This window comes from Arthrobacter castelli DSM 16402 (genome assembly GCF_000430705.1).
Taxonomy (GTDB): Bacteria; Actinomycetota; Actinomycetes; order Actinomycetales; family Micrococcaceae; genus Arthrobacter_C; species Arthrobacter_C castelli.
Genome location: NZ_AUMN01000008.1, coordinates 91,109 through 104,609 on the forward strand (window position 1 = coordinate 91,109; position 13,501 = coordinate 104,609).

Genomic DNA, 13,501 nt, shown 5'->3' on the forward strand with positions numbered 1-13,501 from the left:
ACAATGGGACTGGACGTTAACGCCCCGCTCTTTGTGATCTCTGTGGCCGCCGAGCTGGCCGAAATGCATCCGCAGACGTTGCGGCAGTACGACCGGCTGGGCATTGTGAGGCCCAACCGCGCGCCGGGCCGTGCCCGGCGTTATTCCCAGCGTGATGTGGAAGCGCTGCGGGAAGTTCAGCGGCTCTCCGGCGAAGGTGTGTCGCTGGAGGGCATCAAACGGATCCTGGAACTCGAGAACCAAGTGGACGCGTTGCGGGCGAAGGTCTCCGAACTGTCGGCCGAACTTGACCATGCCAGATCCAGCCCGCGCTCCAGGAAGGACTCGAGAGTCTTCGCCGCTGGAAGCGCCGGCGGTGACGTCGTGAGCCTGTCCCGCGGACAGCGGCCCCGGCCACGTTCATCCGCCGTCGTGCTGTGGCGTCCGTAACCGGCAGCGTCGCGACAATTCCGCGGCCGCGGCGATTCGCCCGGCCAGCGCTTCGCCCACGCCCTCGGCTTTCTGCAGTTGCTCGGCGGACGCCGCGGACAGCCCGACAGGGCCGCCGAACGCCTTCAGCAGCGACTGTGCCAGTTCCAGGCTGCTTCGCCCCCGAACACCTGAGCCGATAATCATCGCCAGGACTTCGGCGTCCTTTAAGCGGCGTGGACCGACCCGGTTGAATCTCTCACGGGGACGTTGATCAGCGGGCATATCCCGAATGCTTGTCGATGTCATACCGGCAATCTAGTCCTGGTGACACTGTTGCGGCAGGGTCCCGCCATCGCATGTGGATCCGGCGTCGGCCCATGGCCGATGTGGAGGACTAGTCTGGCTTGCGCCGGTAGGTCAGATCGTGGACTGTCCGTCCGGCATCCAGTGCCTTCTTTTCAAAACTGGTCATCACCCGGCCCTCGAAACGAGGAGCCCACCCACCGGCCGGAACTGCGCCTGTGCCGGGGCCGGGATGCAGGTTCGTGAATTCGTCGGAAGCATCGACGGCGTTGCGCATCACCCGCGCGTAGCCTGCCCAGTCGGTGGCCAGCCGCCACAACCCTGCCGGCTCCAGCACCCGCGCCGCCAGTGACGCGAAATGCGGGGAGACCAGTCGTCGTTTGTGGTGGCGGTTCTTGTGCCACGGATCGGGGAAGAACACCCACAATTCCCTGACTGAGGCGGCGGGCAGAGCGGTGGTGAGCATCTCCGGGGCATTGGCCTGGATGAGGCGGACATTCGTCAGTTCCTGCCGCCCGATCTGCATCAGCGTCTGAGCCAGCCCGGGGGTGTAGACCTCGATGGCCAGGAAGTTGACGTCCGGGTGCCGCGCGGCGGCGTGGATCACGGCTTCGCCGGCGCCGGAGCCCACCTCCACGACCAGGGGAGCCTCGCGCCCGAAGACAACTGCAGGATCCAGCACATAGCCGGGGTCGACGGAGGTATCAGCCCGGCCCCGCGGAATATCGATCAGGAACCGGCCGCTGTAGTTGTCCCAGGCGCGTTGTTGCCCGGTGCTGAGCCGGGCGCTGCGCCGGACGAAGGAGACCGGGCGCCGCCGGAAGTCAGTACCGTCGTCGTTCATGCTGTTCATCGCCCTCCAGAGTATCCGCTGACAGGGCAGCCGCACGCATCGTGAGCGGGTGATGCGCGTCTCCAAAATCTATCCGCAGCCATCGGCGCTGGTAGGCTGGCTCTACTTGTTCCGCTTTCACCGCGGACCTGCGTCGATGAATCTGACCAGGGCATGTCTCTTTATTTTTCTTCGGCGGACCGGCGTGTGCCATCCGGCCGCGCGGGACAACGACCGAAAGACATTCTTCTTTTTATGACTACTTTTGCTGCCCTGGGTGTGCCCGGACCGCTTTCCACCGCGCTGGAAGCTCAAGGCATCCAGACTCCGTTCCCCATCCAGGTCAAGACTATTCCTGACACCCTCGGAGGCCGGGATGTACTGGGCCGCGGCCGCACCGGGTCCGGTAAGACACTTGCCTTCGCGCTGCCGCTGGTGTCGCGGTTGTCGATGACCGAGGCCGCCCGGCGGCGCAAGCCCGGCAGGCCGCTGGGCCTGGTGCTGGCGCCGACCCGTGAGCTGGCCACCCAGATCAACAAGACTATTGAACCGTTGGCCAACGAGCTCGGGCTGAACACCACTGTCATCTTCGGTGGTGTCGCCCAGCAGCGGCAGGAAAAGGCGCTGCGTGCCGGCGTCGACATTGTCATCGCCTGCCCGGGCCGGCTCGAAGACCTGATGAACCAGCGCATCATCACCTTGGATTCGGTGGAGATCACGGTGCTGGACGAGGCGGACCACATGGCCGACCTTGGATTCCTGCCGGTGGTGAAGCGGCTGCTGGATAAGACACCGTCCACCGGGCAGCGGATGCTCTTCTCGGCCACTCTGGACAACGGCGTGGACAAGCTGGTCAACCGATACTTGTCCAACCAGCTGACCCACTCGGTCGACAATCCGCAGGCGGCCGTGACCACCATGGAACACCACGTGCTGCTGGCCCCCGACGCCGCGGAAAAGAAGAAACTGGTGCACGAACTGGCCTCCGGCACCGGACGCCGGCTGCTGTTCATGCGCACCAAACACCAGGCACGAAAGATGGCCAAGCAGATGACGACGGCCGGCGTTCCCGCCGTGGATCTGCACGGAAACCTGTCCCAGAATGCCCGTGACCGTAACCTGGCGGAATTTTCCAGTGGTGCCGTGAATGTGCTGGTCGCCACCGATGTCGCTGCACGTGGCGTGCATGTCGACGACGTCGAACTGGTGATCCACGTGGACCCGCCGGCCGAGCACAAGGCGTACCTGCACCGTTCCGGTCGGACGGCCCGCGCCGGTTCGGAAGGCACGGTGATTACGCTGGCGCTGCCGGAACAGCGCGGCGACGTGAAGAAGCTGATGCGTGCCGCAGGCGTTGACGTGGTGATGCAGGAGGTGACGGCCGAATCCGACGCCGTTAAGCCGCTGGTCGGTCAGAAGGCCGCACTGGTCGACCCGAGCGTGCGCACCCGCCAGATCGCGACGGCCAATGCACCGGCTGCCGGCCAGGGCAAGTCCACCGGGGCCAACGCCCAGCGCAAGCGCTCCCGCAGGTCGGGACGTGGCCGCAGCGGTCAGTCCGGAACTGGCCAGCGGAGCAACCAGAGTAACAACTCCGGCGGCAACCGTGGCCAGCAAGGCAACAGCCAGAGCAACAGCCAGGGCGGCAACCGTGGCCAGCAGGGCAACGGCCGCGGGGGCAATTCCCACCACGGCAACCGGTCCAACCGGAGCTCCAGCCCCGCGTCTCGTTAGTCTTCCACCGGGTTGGCCTCGCGGCTTTCGGTACTCAGGAGTACGACGACGGATTGCCCGGTGACGGCCATGCCTTCGCGCATGGCCGGGTCGGCGAAGGCTCTCTGCAATCCGGCCAGTGAGGCTGCCCCGCAGGGACCGGCGTCGATCTGCAGCCGTTCCAGCTCCTTCACTGCGGCCAGGTCCTCATCGTCGGTAATGGTGACGGCGGCGTCGATGCCATCGCGCAGGATGGGCCAGGCAATGGTGGAGACGTTTCCGCAGTTCAGTCCGGCCATCCGGGTATGGCCGGTGGCCACCGCCACCGGACGGCCGGCCTTCAACGATTCGAGCAGACAGGGCGCACCGTCGGGTTCGACGCTGAGCAGCGACGGTTTCAGGCTGTCCGCGGACCGGTCGCTGCCCCGGTAATGCGCGGCTGTGGCCTGGATCAGGGATCCGACGCCGCATGGCGTCACCATCACATCGGGGCCCTCCAGGCCTGCATCGGCCAGCTGGGCATCCAGCTCGCGGAAGATGGTGGAATATCCTTCCACGATCCAAGCGGGAATCTGCTCGTAACCCTCCCAGGCCGTGTCCTGGACCATCATCGCCGCCGGGTCCGCATCCGCGGCGGCTGTGGCCTCCATGACGACGTCGTCGTAGGGAGCATCCACTTCCACCAGGTCGGCGTTCTCGCTGCGGATTCCCTCTTTGGCCCGACGTCCGATCTGCGCCGGGACGAAGACGCGTGCGCCCAGACCCAGCATCCGCGCACCATGTGCCACGGCCCGTCCGTGGTTGCCGTCGGTGGCGCATACCAGCGTCATTCCTCCGGTTCCGCCGAAGCGTTCGGCCAGGTCGTCAAACGTCCAGTCGAAGTCCGGGTCTTCGGTGCGCTCGGCCAGCGCCCGATGGATCGCCCATGACGCTCCGACCATTTTGAAGGCGGGCAACCCGAACCGGACGGCCTCTTCCTTGATGAACACTCGTCCGACGCCGAGAGTGCCGGCCAGCTCAGCCGATTCGTGGAGTCGTGTGGGGGCATAGCCGGGCATGCGCCGGTGGAATCGCAGCACGTCGGCCGGTGCCGGTGTGGTGGTTGCGCCGCGGGCCGCGGAGTTGATGTAGCCGGTGCGGCCGGATGAATAATCAGTCACCTGTCCATTGTGGCTGACATGGCGTTTCGGCGGCCAGCGTCCGCCGGTGAGGAAGATCTGGGGGTGATCCCCCATGGCCGGGGACCGCCCCGTTGGAGAGAATGGGACTATGAACGCGATTCTAAACGTCATTTGGCTGCTGCTCGGTGGCATCTGGCTGGCACTTGGCTATTTCCTGGCCGGAGTCATCTGTTGCCTGCTCATTGTGACAATTCCCTTTGGCATTGCCTCGTTCCGCATTGGCGCCTATGCGTTGTGGCCCTTCGGGCGCACTGTCGTGGACCGGGGCGGGCAGACCTATTTCCTGTCCACGCTGGGCAACGTGATCTGGGTTCTGGTGGCCGGGGTCTGGATCGCCATCGGACATGTGGTCACCGCCGTCGCCCAAGCCGTGACGATCATCGGGATACCGCTGGCCATCGCCAATATCAAGATGATCCCGGTGTCGCTGATGCCGTTGGGCAAGGAGATCGTGCCGACGTCGCGGCCCTTTGGCCAATCCATCCGGGGGTGAGCCCGGGTGCCGGGCCCGCTCAGGCCGGGCATCGCGGCCCTCAGGTGCTCATGCCGTGCGCTTGATCGGGATGTGGCGGTGATTGCCGGCGTCGTTGCTGGATCAGTTCCTTGGTCCTCAACAGTCGAAGTGAGGTCACCAGCACCAACCCGCCGATGACATTGAACAGCAAGGTGTAGCCGAACCACGTGAGCCACTGAAGGTAGGTTATGTCGGCTCCCGCCTGCACCGCCCCGAAAATCAGCAGCGAGTCCAGGATTGAGTGAAAGAGCTGCAGGCCGGAGAGCAGGAATCCGCCGACGACGGCGGCCACCACCTTGGCGGGCACGGATTCGGTTCCGTGCTGCATCCGGGTCATCAAGGTGATGGTGCTGCCGCCCAGGATGGCCAGGCATATGGTCTGTACATTGAACGGGGCCTCGATAAAGTGCAGGGCCGACGTCGTGATGGTTTTGGTCCACTCAGGGAACGCCTGCATCACCAGCCACATGAAAATCCAACCGCCTGCCAGGTTGGTCAGCAGGGTGCCGCCCCACAGCTTTGCCAGCTGGGCCAGACTCGCGGTGCGGGCCGCAACGGCCGTAATCGGGACCAGGAAGTCTTCGGTGAACAGTTCGCTCTTGGCCAGCAGCAGCGCAACCAGCCCGATGCTGAATGCCAGGCCGGCGAGCAGGTGGTTGTGGGTCTCGTGGAGGACTGCTATGTATGCCATCACTCCGACACCGATTTCGACGCCGCCGAAGAAACCGGTGATCAGCATCGCCCGGAAGGTCCGGTGGAGTCGCTCGGCCCCCTCGCGGATAATGCGGTCGAACGACTTGACGAGTTCGTCCTCGACCGGCGCGTCTGTTTCGCCGAGTTCCCGGCGTCGGTCTTCGCTCATGCTCTGCTCCGGTCTCTGTTGCGGCGCTAATGAGGCTCAGTTTACTGATCGGCGCTGGCTTGCGGGCGGGCGTTGGCGCTACTCCACGGTCGAGGCGACCCGGCCGAGTTGTGCTGCCAACGGCAAGCAGCACGCGGTCAGTATCGCAGTGGTCAGGAAGGCAGGACCAAATCCGGCCAGCTGGGCAATCACCCCCAGGCCGATCGATCCGGCCCCTGTCCCGGCGTCGAACCCGATATTCCACACCGCGCTGGCGGTGCCCTGACGTCGCGGTCCGGCACGGCGGAACATTGTCACCAGGGTATCGTTCTGCGCTGCCCCAAAGGCCGCGCCGAACAGCGAAGCTCCGACGACGGTAAGTGCGGCACCGGCCGGAGATGGCCCATCCCAGCCGCCCTGTGATGGCCAGACGGCGATGGCGGTCAGGCCGATGCCGGCGGCTCCGAGGACGACGGCCGGCAGCGCGAGGGTTGGCCGTCCCCGGCGGTCGCTGAGGTTTCCCGCCAGCCACCGTCCGGCGACGGTCATGGCACCATAGCCGAGCAGTGCTGCCGAAGCCACCAGCGGCGTCGCGCTGAGCGGAATCGACAGGAAGGTCAGCACTACGCTGGACGATAGCGACAGCGCCAGCATGATCAGCAGCGGCCCGGACAGTAGCGCCCAAATCCGCGTGCGGTCCGCGGCTGCGGAGCCGTTCCCAGCTTTCGGGCCGGCGACCGTGGCGCCCGCAAGCCCGTCGCCGGCGATCCGCCAGAGCAGCACAGTCGCGACCGCACCAATCAGAGGAATCACAGTCGCCATCCAGAAGACCGTTTCAAAGCCCAGGTTCAGCGCCATCCACACCCCGACCGAGAGGAAAACCAGGTTGGGGATGCCGATGGCAACTCCGTAATAAGCAGCCGCCCGTCCAATCTGGTGGGCCGGCACGAGGCGGACGGAGAGCGCTGCCCCGATCACGGTGATCATCCCGAATCCAATCCCGCGCACGGCGGAGATGGCGATGACCGGACCAAGGTCGTTACTGAGCAGCAGCAGCGGCGCGGGTAGACCCAGCAGCAGTGCGCCGGCGGTGAAGGTCCACCGGTAGCCGCCGTGGTCGAGCAGCCAGGGCATGGCCAGCTGGGTCAGCACCGTGGTCAGCATGAACACGGCGGTGGTGGTCCCGGCCCCGAACTCCCCGACGCCTCCTTCGGTGGCCCACAGCGGCACAATGGGCAGCAGCAGAATGTATCCGGAGAAGCTGGTCAGGGTGGCCAGCAGCAGCAACCGGAACGCGGGACTGCGCAGACCAGCCGGGGCGGCAGACCTGTCCCGGGCGCCCTGAGTCGAATGTTCCATATTCTCTTTCTACACGCTGTTCATCTCGCGACCATCGGCGCCATCACCGTTCAAGGGGCTTTAGGTTGCATAATTATTCGGCCTGAAAGCGATGGCAGGCAAGCGCAAAAAGTTTTGGCCTTACCGCCACAAGGATGCCTTCGTCCAGCCGGCGACCCGTGGCAGGGGGGGGGGGGGAGCGGCTACTGGTGATTGCGCTGGCGGGATTGGCGCTCAGATGCCCATGACCAGGCGGATGCCTTCGACGACCTTGGAGAGTACGTAACTGGGTACATGCCCGACCGGGTACGGTTCGAGGAACTCGCGACTGACCGGACCGACCTGCGACACCAACGCGACGGAGTCTTTGCCGAGTCCGGAAGCGTCGAGCGGTATCAGCACGTTACCTGGGAATGCTTCCAGTGCGACGTTCGACGTCAGCGGCACGACAAGGACCGTCGCGATCTGGGTGGCAAGCAACCAATCCTCCTGCACGACCACGGCCGGTCGACGCTTTGCGGGTTCCGATCCACGAGGCGAACCAAAGTCGACCCAAACGACGTCGCCGTGCGAGATCACCAGTCAGTGCTCTCGAACATCGTGCGTTCCGACTCATGCAGAAACGGGCTCTCCGCGGACGGCTGCCCGACGCGCTCGATCACTGAGTTCGCCAGCGCCGTGAGCTCCGCTTCGCCCTCAAGCTCCTCGACAAGATGGCGACCGGCGCGCCGGAAGAACTCGGAACGGTTCATGCCATGACGGGCAGCGACTCGCTCGAAGTGTTCAAAGTCGCTGTCGGGAATCGATATCGCGGTCTTCATGGTCCAAGTATAACTGGTCATACCGTGCACCCTGCAGGAGAAGCGACTACGCTTCAGGTCTTGGCTGCTGGCAGACTGTGCAGTTCGACGTCCAGAGTGGCGCCCTCCACGGTGGCCGTCATGTAAGTGCAGTGCGGCTGGCGGCGCCGGTCGGTGGGGGAGCCGGGGTTCAGCAGCCGCATGCCGGCACTGGTGGTGGTGTCCCACGGAATGTGGCTGTGCCCGAACACGAGCACGTCACGTGGGAATTCGCCGCCGAACTGGCGGTCCATCTGTGCCTCACGACCCTGCTTGGCACCTGTTTCATGGACGACGGCGAAGCTCAGCTGTTCGATGACAGCTTCAGCCACCAGCGGCAGCCGGGCTGCTATGTCGGGTCCGTCGTTATTTCCATAACAGGCCAGCAACCGAGCCGAACGCGCCTGCAGCTCATCGACCAGCTCCAGCTCGACCCAGTCCCCGGCATGGATGACGACGTCGGCGGTCTCCATCGCCTGCCACAGTTCGGTTGGCAGGGCCTTGGCCCGCTTGGGGAGGTGGGTGTCGGCCATGATCACCAGCCGTGTGGTCAAGATGCGGAATTCCGGATCTTGGCCGCGCCGGCCAGGAACTCCTGCATCAGCGGGCCGCCGGAGGTGGAACCGTATTCGCCTTCCTCCACGAACACAGCAACGGCGAGGTCGCCCTGCACGGCGACCATCCAGGCATGAGTGCGGGGCGGATTTTCGGTTCCGTACTCGGCCGTGCCGGTTTTGGCGATGACCGGTGGCCCGGGAATGTCCTGCAGCATGTAGGCGCCGCCCTCGGTGACGACGGCGCGCATCATATCCCGCAGCATGCCAGCTTCCTTTCCGGTGACCGGCTTGGCCACGGAGCCGGCGGACGGTTCGGTACTGCCGCCGTCGTCGCCGTCGGAGCCATCGGAACCGTCGCTGCCGTTACTGCCGTTGCCGCCGCCGTCGTTCCCGGCGTTTCGCAGCAACTGTGGGGTCACCCGGTCGCCCTCGCCCACGGACGCGCCCATGGTGGCCAGCGACAGCGTCGACACCAGTACCTGTCCCTGCCCGATCATCGAGGCGGCATGGGCCGTCCCGTCTGCTTCGGTGGGCACGGAGCCGAAGAAGGCGGGATATCCCAGATCGGTTTCGACGCCGATTCCCAGTGCCTCCGCAGCCGAGGCGAGCTTGGACTGCGGCAGGTTGCCGCTCTCGGAGATGAAGGCAGTGTTGCAGGAGTGCGCAACCGCCTGCTTGAGGGGGATCTTCCCGAGTGCGCTGTCCGGGTAGGTAGGCGCATTCTTGTAGGTGCGGCCGTTGACAGTCACCGTATCGGTACAGGAGACCGTCGACGACGGCGTCATCCCCTGCCGGATCAGCCCGAGCGAGGTGGCTATCTTGAATGTTGATCCCGGCGGGTATCGTCCCACCATGCCGGTGGCGTAACCGTCGCTGCCCGGGCCGTTTGCCGCGGCGAGAATGTGGCCGGTCGATGGTTGCATTGCCACGATGGCGCTCGCGGACTCCTCGGCTTTGAGGACATCCTCGGCCAACAGTTGCAGCTCCTTGTCCAGCGTGGTTTTCAACGGCTTGCCCGGCTCCGGCTTCACCTCGAACACCACTTGGGGCTCGGCCGCGGCAGACCCGCCGTCTTCGACCGGCTTCGGCTGGACCACGATACTGCGCCCGTCAGTCCCACTGAGGTGCTCGTTGTGGTACCGCTGCAGTCCCGTCAGCCCTGCCGTGTCGCCGGGTTGCAGTTCGCCGTCGGACTTCTCCACCATCTGCGCGGTCACGGACCCCACCGTGCCCACAATCGGGCGGGCGAAGTCGCGGGTGGGCGCGAGCGACATCTCATCCGGTATGCCGCGGGCTCCCTCAATGGCGTTGATCTCCTTGTCGCTGGTCTTCCTATCGGCATCGTCCCGGATGGTGATCGCCTCGACGAAGGCCTTGGATCCGGCGGACTTCACTCGGGACGTATACTCGTCCGCGTCCAGTTCCATCAGTTCGGCCAGCGCGGCCGCAGACTCCTCCAGCCCGGAAGTTTTTATGCGGGTTTTATCGATCCCGACCCGGATCACCGGCCGGTCAGTGACCAGCACCTCGTTTCCCGCGCCCCAGATTTCCGCTCGTTCGGCCGCTACCGGCTGCATGGTGAGCCGCTCGCCCGCATCCAGCATCGGAGCGACCACGGAGGGTGCCCAGCTGAAGCGCCATTGTTGCTGGTCTTCGGCCAGCGTCATGTCAGTGCTGGTGGTGTAGGTCCAGTTTTTGGATCCCTCGATGTCCCAGGTGTACTTGAGCTTGACCGTGGCGCTGCCGTCGTCGCCGGTCTGCACATTGGCGACCGTGACGTCCGGTTTGAGCGGATCCAGTCCCTGGGTGGTTTGCTGCAGCATCTTGTCCGCGTCCTTGCCGGTGACCCCGGTAAATGGGACCGACGAGACGTTCAACTGTGACAGCGCCGACGCGAATTCGCCCGCGGCCGCCTCGGGATCCGCTCCGTCGTTGCTGCAGCTGGTCAGAGATACCACCAGCGCTGCCGTGACCATTGTCGTGACGAGACTCTTGACTTTCCCCACGATGCGCAGTTCCTCCCGGTTGTACGCCTTTACGTGTTTGAGCCTACGGCATGGCCGCCAAGCGATCTAAACGCTCAACAGCCGCTGGGCAGACGCCGGGAACCCGGCTTGGATCCGCTGCCCGACTCACCCTCCCGCTGCTGCCTTGACCACCAGCGTCCCGGTCATATTCGGATGGTAGACGCAGAAGAAGGGGTATTCGCCCGGTTCCTCAGGTGCGGTGAACGTGATTGTTTCGCCGCCCTGGAGTATCGCGTCAAAGGCCCCTTCTTCCTTTGACGTGACAGTGTGCGGGGCGGTGTCCTTGTTCACCACGGTGATCGTCTCGCCCGGACTGACGGATGCCGGTATGTCGTACTGGAAGTCCTCGATGGTGATGACGGCTTTATTGGCGGTTTCGGCCTCATCGTCAGTGCCGCCGGCGTCGCTGCCGCCGGCGGTCGGTCCTGAAGGTGGGGCTCCGTGCGATGACGTCTCCGCGCCGGGCTGGCCCTGTGGCTGCTGCCCGTCGTCGCCGGCGCAGCCCGTGATGCCCAATAACGCGAGGGCAAGCATCGCCGCAGTCGTGCCTTTGCCGGATTCCATGGACGCCTCTTCCTGTGTTTGACTGCTGACCGGTACTTGCCCCAAGGTGGCGCCCCGTATGTTCAAGTGTGCGCCCGCTACCACTGGTTCATAGAATCGCCACCAGTGTAGGAACCTGTTTCGCTTGTCATCAGGGCGGTCCTCTGACCTGCGACTTTATTCTCCCCGCCCCAGCACCGAGATTTCGGGTTTCGGTTCAGAAGGGTGCTGGTTCGTCCGGGTCGTCGGTTGGTTTCCGTGATAGTGTCCGTTTCGTCACGTCGCCGGCGCCGTCCTTCTTGGCATTGGGGACTTGCCACGGATCTTTCGGGGACGGTTTGACCCCGGTGTCGTGCTTTTGGCCCGCGGCTCCGCACTGGTTTGAGCCGTTTGCCGTCTTTGCCGGCTTCTTGCTCGGCCTCTTTCGCGGATTTGCCTGCTGTTTGGCTTTCTCGAGCAGGGTGGCGATGTCGGGGGCGGGTCGCATCTCCGGTAGTGGCCCGTCTGGGGTATTCGAATATTTCCTGCCTGCCGGTGAGGTCCAGTCCACTCTGCCGTCGCGGTGCTGGGTATCCCGCCAGAGTTTCGCGGTCTTGAGGGCATGGCCGGGTTTGCATAGTGGTTTCAGATTCGTCAGTTCGGTCTGCCCTCTCGGGTAGGGGACAGTGTGGTCGAGGTCGCAGTGACGGGCGGCTTTGTTGCACCCGTACCCTCGGCAGGTGCGGTCGCGCAGCCGGACCATTTTTGCAGGTCTTTCGGCACCGCATAACTGTCCCGCCCGTACGACAGTGGCGCCCCCGTCTCCGGATGAGTCAATAACCGTTTGAACGACGGGGCATTCGCCGACAACTGTCGGGCCGTGTCCTCATCGATGGGACCGTACCCTTCCAGATCGGCCGGCTCATCCGATAACCCCATCAGGGTCAACACCGGCACCACCACCAGCACCTCAGCCTTAATCCCGGCATAATTCGGAATCCGACCCGAACCCGGCGGATCACCACCGGCAGGCGGATCAACGCCGCCGGGTGTTCCGGCACCACCGGGCCCGGCACCACCGGCCGAACCGGCTGCGGCAGGAGTATCTGCGGTGGCTCCGGCTACGGGAGGATCTCCAACGACTCCCACCACCCCGGCGCCTCCTGTGCTTCCGGCTATTCCGGGTGCGGCGGGTCCGGTCGGGACCCCCGGTGGCGGGTTTGTGCCGTAGAACCCATCGTTGGCACTGCCGGCCAGGGCCGCCGGGGGCAGTCCGGTGCCGGTGCCGGTATGGAGCAGGTCCGCAGCCACATCAGCCCGCAACTGCGACAAATCACGTGGCTCATCCCGGCACTGTAGCGAGCGGGCCAGGCCGGTCAGCCGGTTGAACGCCGCCACCGCCGCCTCGGCCGGCAGGTACATGCTCAGCCAGCACATCCCGTCCTCGACCGGCTCCACCACCACCGTCCGGTCGGAGGCTGCTTTTGCCTTGCGACGCTTGATCGTTTCCGGGTGGGAGCGTTCCCGCACCCGGCGTGCCTTCGCCGCGACCAGGTGCTTCGCCCGCCCCGGAGCGAAGCCCACCATCTCCGCCTCAAAGTCGGGGTACGCCTCACGCGGGAGACTCCCGCACTGATCGGCGATCACTTCGGCCTGATCCGGATGCAACACCCCCTGCGCCAGAGCATCCAACGTGGCCGGCAGGCCGGTCGTGAGCAGGCGACTGTGTCCGATGAGTTTGTCCGTCGCCCGCTTCGACAAGTCCAGCACCGTGCCGATCTCCGACTCCGCGACCATCGATGCCAACTGGTCAGCATCCGGACCGGCCGGCGGCAACACATCTTCCTCATCAACCCGGTCCCCGGCCGTGGCACACACCCGCGAAACCGCTTTAGCTTTGAGGGCCTCGGCGGCCGAGACAAGCTTGGACGCCTCGTCCAGCAACGCCACCGCCTGCCGATAATCCAACGCTTCAGGATCCAGGCGGGTCAGCCCGTTGATAATGCCCCGGGCCAGCACCGGCTTGTCCTTAAACCCCGCACCACGAACCACATCACGTTCCAAAAACAACGTCACCAACAACGGTTCAAACACAGACTCACCACCAGCGCCACCAGCACCAGCACCCGCGTCACCAGCGGCACCACCGCCAGCGGCACCAGCACCGGCGCCAGCACCCGGCCGGCCACCGCCGCCGTCGTCGTCGTCACCATCCACTCGAACCGTCATAAAACTAGTCAATCATCGAGCACCGACAGTTTTAGAAGAATCAGGCCACCGTATAAAATCGGCACACTTGAGCCGTAGCGGCCAGGCGAGGTGCGGACGTTCCCCGGGATCTATAAGCAACACGTGCGGGGGCGCATAGTCACGCCCAGAGGTAACGGCCATGCCCACATTGCCGTGCCGCCCGGCCCCGCAGA

The 13,501-nt window shown here is 65.0% G+C and carries 15 protein-coding genes; 3 read left to right on the forward strand and 12 right to left on the reverse strand.

Annotated features, from left to right (window positions below; translation table 11 throughout):
* The first annotated feature begins 3 nt into the window (after positions 1 to 3).
* Positions 4 to 429: a heat shock protein transcriptional repressor HspR gene (locus H535_RS0110485; RefSeq protein WP_026819511.1), complete on the forward strand. Its 426-nt coding sequence runs from the start codon at positions 4 to 6 to the stop codon at positions 427 to 429.
* Here H535_RS0110485 and H535_RS27760 read toward each other — a convergent pair.
* Positions 400 to 717, reverse strand: coding sequence for a UPF0758 domain-containing protein (locus H535_RS27760; protein WP_155838650.1), 318 nt, complete (start codon positions 715 to 717; stop codon positions 400 to 402). The two genes, H535_RS0110485 and H535_RS27760, sit on opposite strands and share 30 nt — an antisense overlap.
* Before the next feature lie 88 nt (positions 718 to 805).
* On the reverse strand, positions 806 to 1,567 hold the full coding sequence (gene trmB / locus H535_RS24765; protein WP_035769137.1) for a tRNA (guanosine(46)-N7)-methyltransferase TrmB: 762 nt from the start codon (positions 1,565 to 1,567) through the stop codon (positions 806 to 808).
* 234 nt (positions 1,568 to 1,801) lie between these two features.
* Between trmB and H535_RS24770 the strand changes: the two genes are divergently transcribed.
* Positions 1,802 to 3,280, forward strand: a complete 1,479-nt coding sequence (locus H535_RS24770) for a DEAD/DEAH box helicase (RefSeq protein WP_081416588.1) — start codon at positions 1,802 to 1,804, stop codon at positions 3,278 to 3,280.
* On the opposite strand, the gene H535_RS0110505 is transcribed toward H535_RS24770, so the two are convergent.
* Positions 3,277 to 4,419 (reverse strand): diaminopropionate ammonia-lyase, encoded by a 1,143-nt coding sequence (locus tag H535_RS0110505; RefSeq protein WP_035769226.1) that lies wholly within the window; start codon positions 4,417 to 4,419, stop codon positions 3,277 to 3,279. The genes H535_RS24770 and H535_RS0110505 overlap by 4 nt on opposite strands.
* Positions 4,420 to 4,528: 109 nt before the next feature.
* On the opposite strand from H535_RS0110505, the gene H535_RS0110510 reads away from it, so the two are divergent.
* Complete coding sequence (locus H535_RS0110510) at positions 4,529 to 4,933, forward strand: YccF domain-containing protein (RefSeq protein ID WP_026819514.1); 405 nt, start codon at positions 4,529 to 4,531, stop codon at positions 4,931 to 4,933.
* 40 nt (positions 4,934 to 4,973) lie between these two features.
* On the opposite strand, the gene H535_RS0110515 is transcribed toward H535_RS0110510, so the two are convergent.
* From H535_RS0110515 to H535_RS29620, 9 genes are all read right to left on the reverse strand, one after another.
* The gene (locus tag H535_RS0110515; RefSeq protein WP_026819515.1) at positions 4,974 to 5,816 is read right to left on the reverse strand and encodes a formate/nitrite transporter family protein; all 843 of its coding nucleotides are present in this window, start codon (positions 5,814 to 5,816) and stop codon (positions 4,974 to 4,976) included.
* A 78-nt stretch (positions 5,817 to 5,894) separates the two neighbouring features.
* A complete protein-coding gene (locus tag H535_RS24775; protein WP_035769140.1) occupies positions 5,895 to 7,154 on the reverse strand; it encodes an MFS transporter in 1,260 nt (419 codons plus the stop codon).
* 213 nt (positions 7,155 to 7,367) lie between these two features.
* Positions 7,368 to 7,712: a type II toxin-antitoxin system PemK/MazF family toxin gene (locus tag H535_RS0110525; RefSeq protein ID WP_026819516.1), complete on the reverse strand. Its 345-nt coding sequence runs from the start codon at positions 7,710 to 7,712 to the stop codon at positions 7,368 to 7,370.
* Positions 7,709 to 7,954, reverse strand: a complete 246-nt coding sequence (locus tag H535_RS0110530; RefSeq protein ID WP_026819517.1) for a ribbon-helix-helix domain-containing protein — start codon at positions 7,952 to 7,954, stop codon at positions 7,709 to 7,711. The genes H535_RS0110525 and H535_RS0110530 overlap by 4 nt, the downstream gene beginning before the upstream one ends.
* A 53-nt stretch (positions 7,955 to 8,007) precedes the next feature.
* Complete coding sequence (locus H535_RS0110535; RefSeq protein WP_211236573.1) at positions 8,008 to 8,526, reverse strand: metallophosphoesterase family protein; 519 nt, start codon at positions 8,524 to 8,526, stop codon at positions 8,008 to 8,010.
* Positions 8,523 to 10,535, reverse strand: a complete 2,013-nt coding sequence (locus tag H535_RS0110540) for a penicillin-binding transpeptidase domain-containing protein (protein WP_051299006.1) — start codon at positions 10,533 to 10,535, stop codon at positions 8,523 to 8,525. Before H535_RS0110540 ends, H535_RS0110535 begins: the two co-directional genes overlap by 4 nt.
* Before the next feature lie 126 nt (positions 10,536 to 10,661).
* On the reverse strand, positions 10,662 to 11,120 hold the full coding sequence (locus H535_RS27765) for a cupredoxin domain-containing protein (RefSeq protein ID WP_051299009.1): 459 nt from the start codon (positions 11,118 to 11,120) through the stop codon (positions 10,662 to 10,664).
* 612 nt (positions 11,121 to 11,732) lie between these two features.
* On the reverse strand, positions 11,733 to 13,172 hold the full coding sequence (locus tag H535_RS27770) for a DUF222 domain-containing protein (RefSeq protein WP_155838651.1): 1,440 nt from the start codon (positions 13,170 to 13,172) through the stop codon (positions 11,733 to 11,735).
* Positions 13,151 to 13,291, reverse strand: coding sequence for a hypothetical protein (locus H535_RS29620; protein WP_155838652.1), 141 nt, complete (start codon positions 13,289 to 13,291; stop codon positions 13,151 to 13,153). The genes H535_RS27770 and H535_RS29620 overlap by 22 nt, the downstream gene beginning before the upstream one ends.
* Between the last annotated feature and the right edge of the window lie 210 nt (positions 13,292 to 13,501).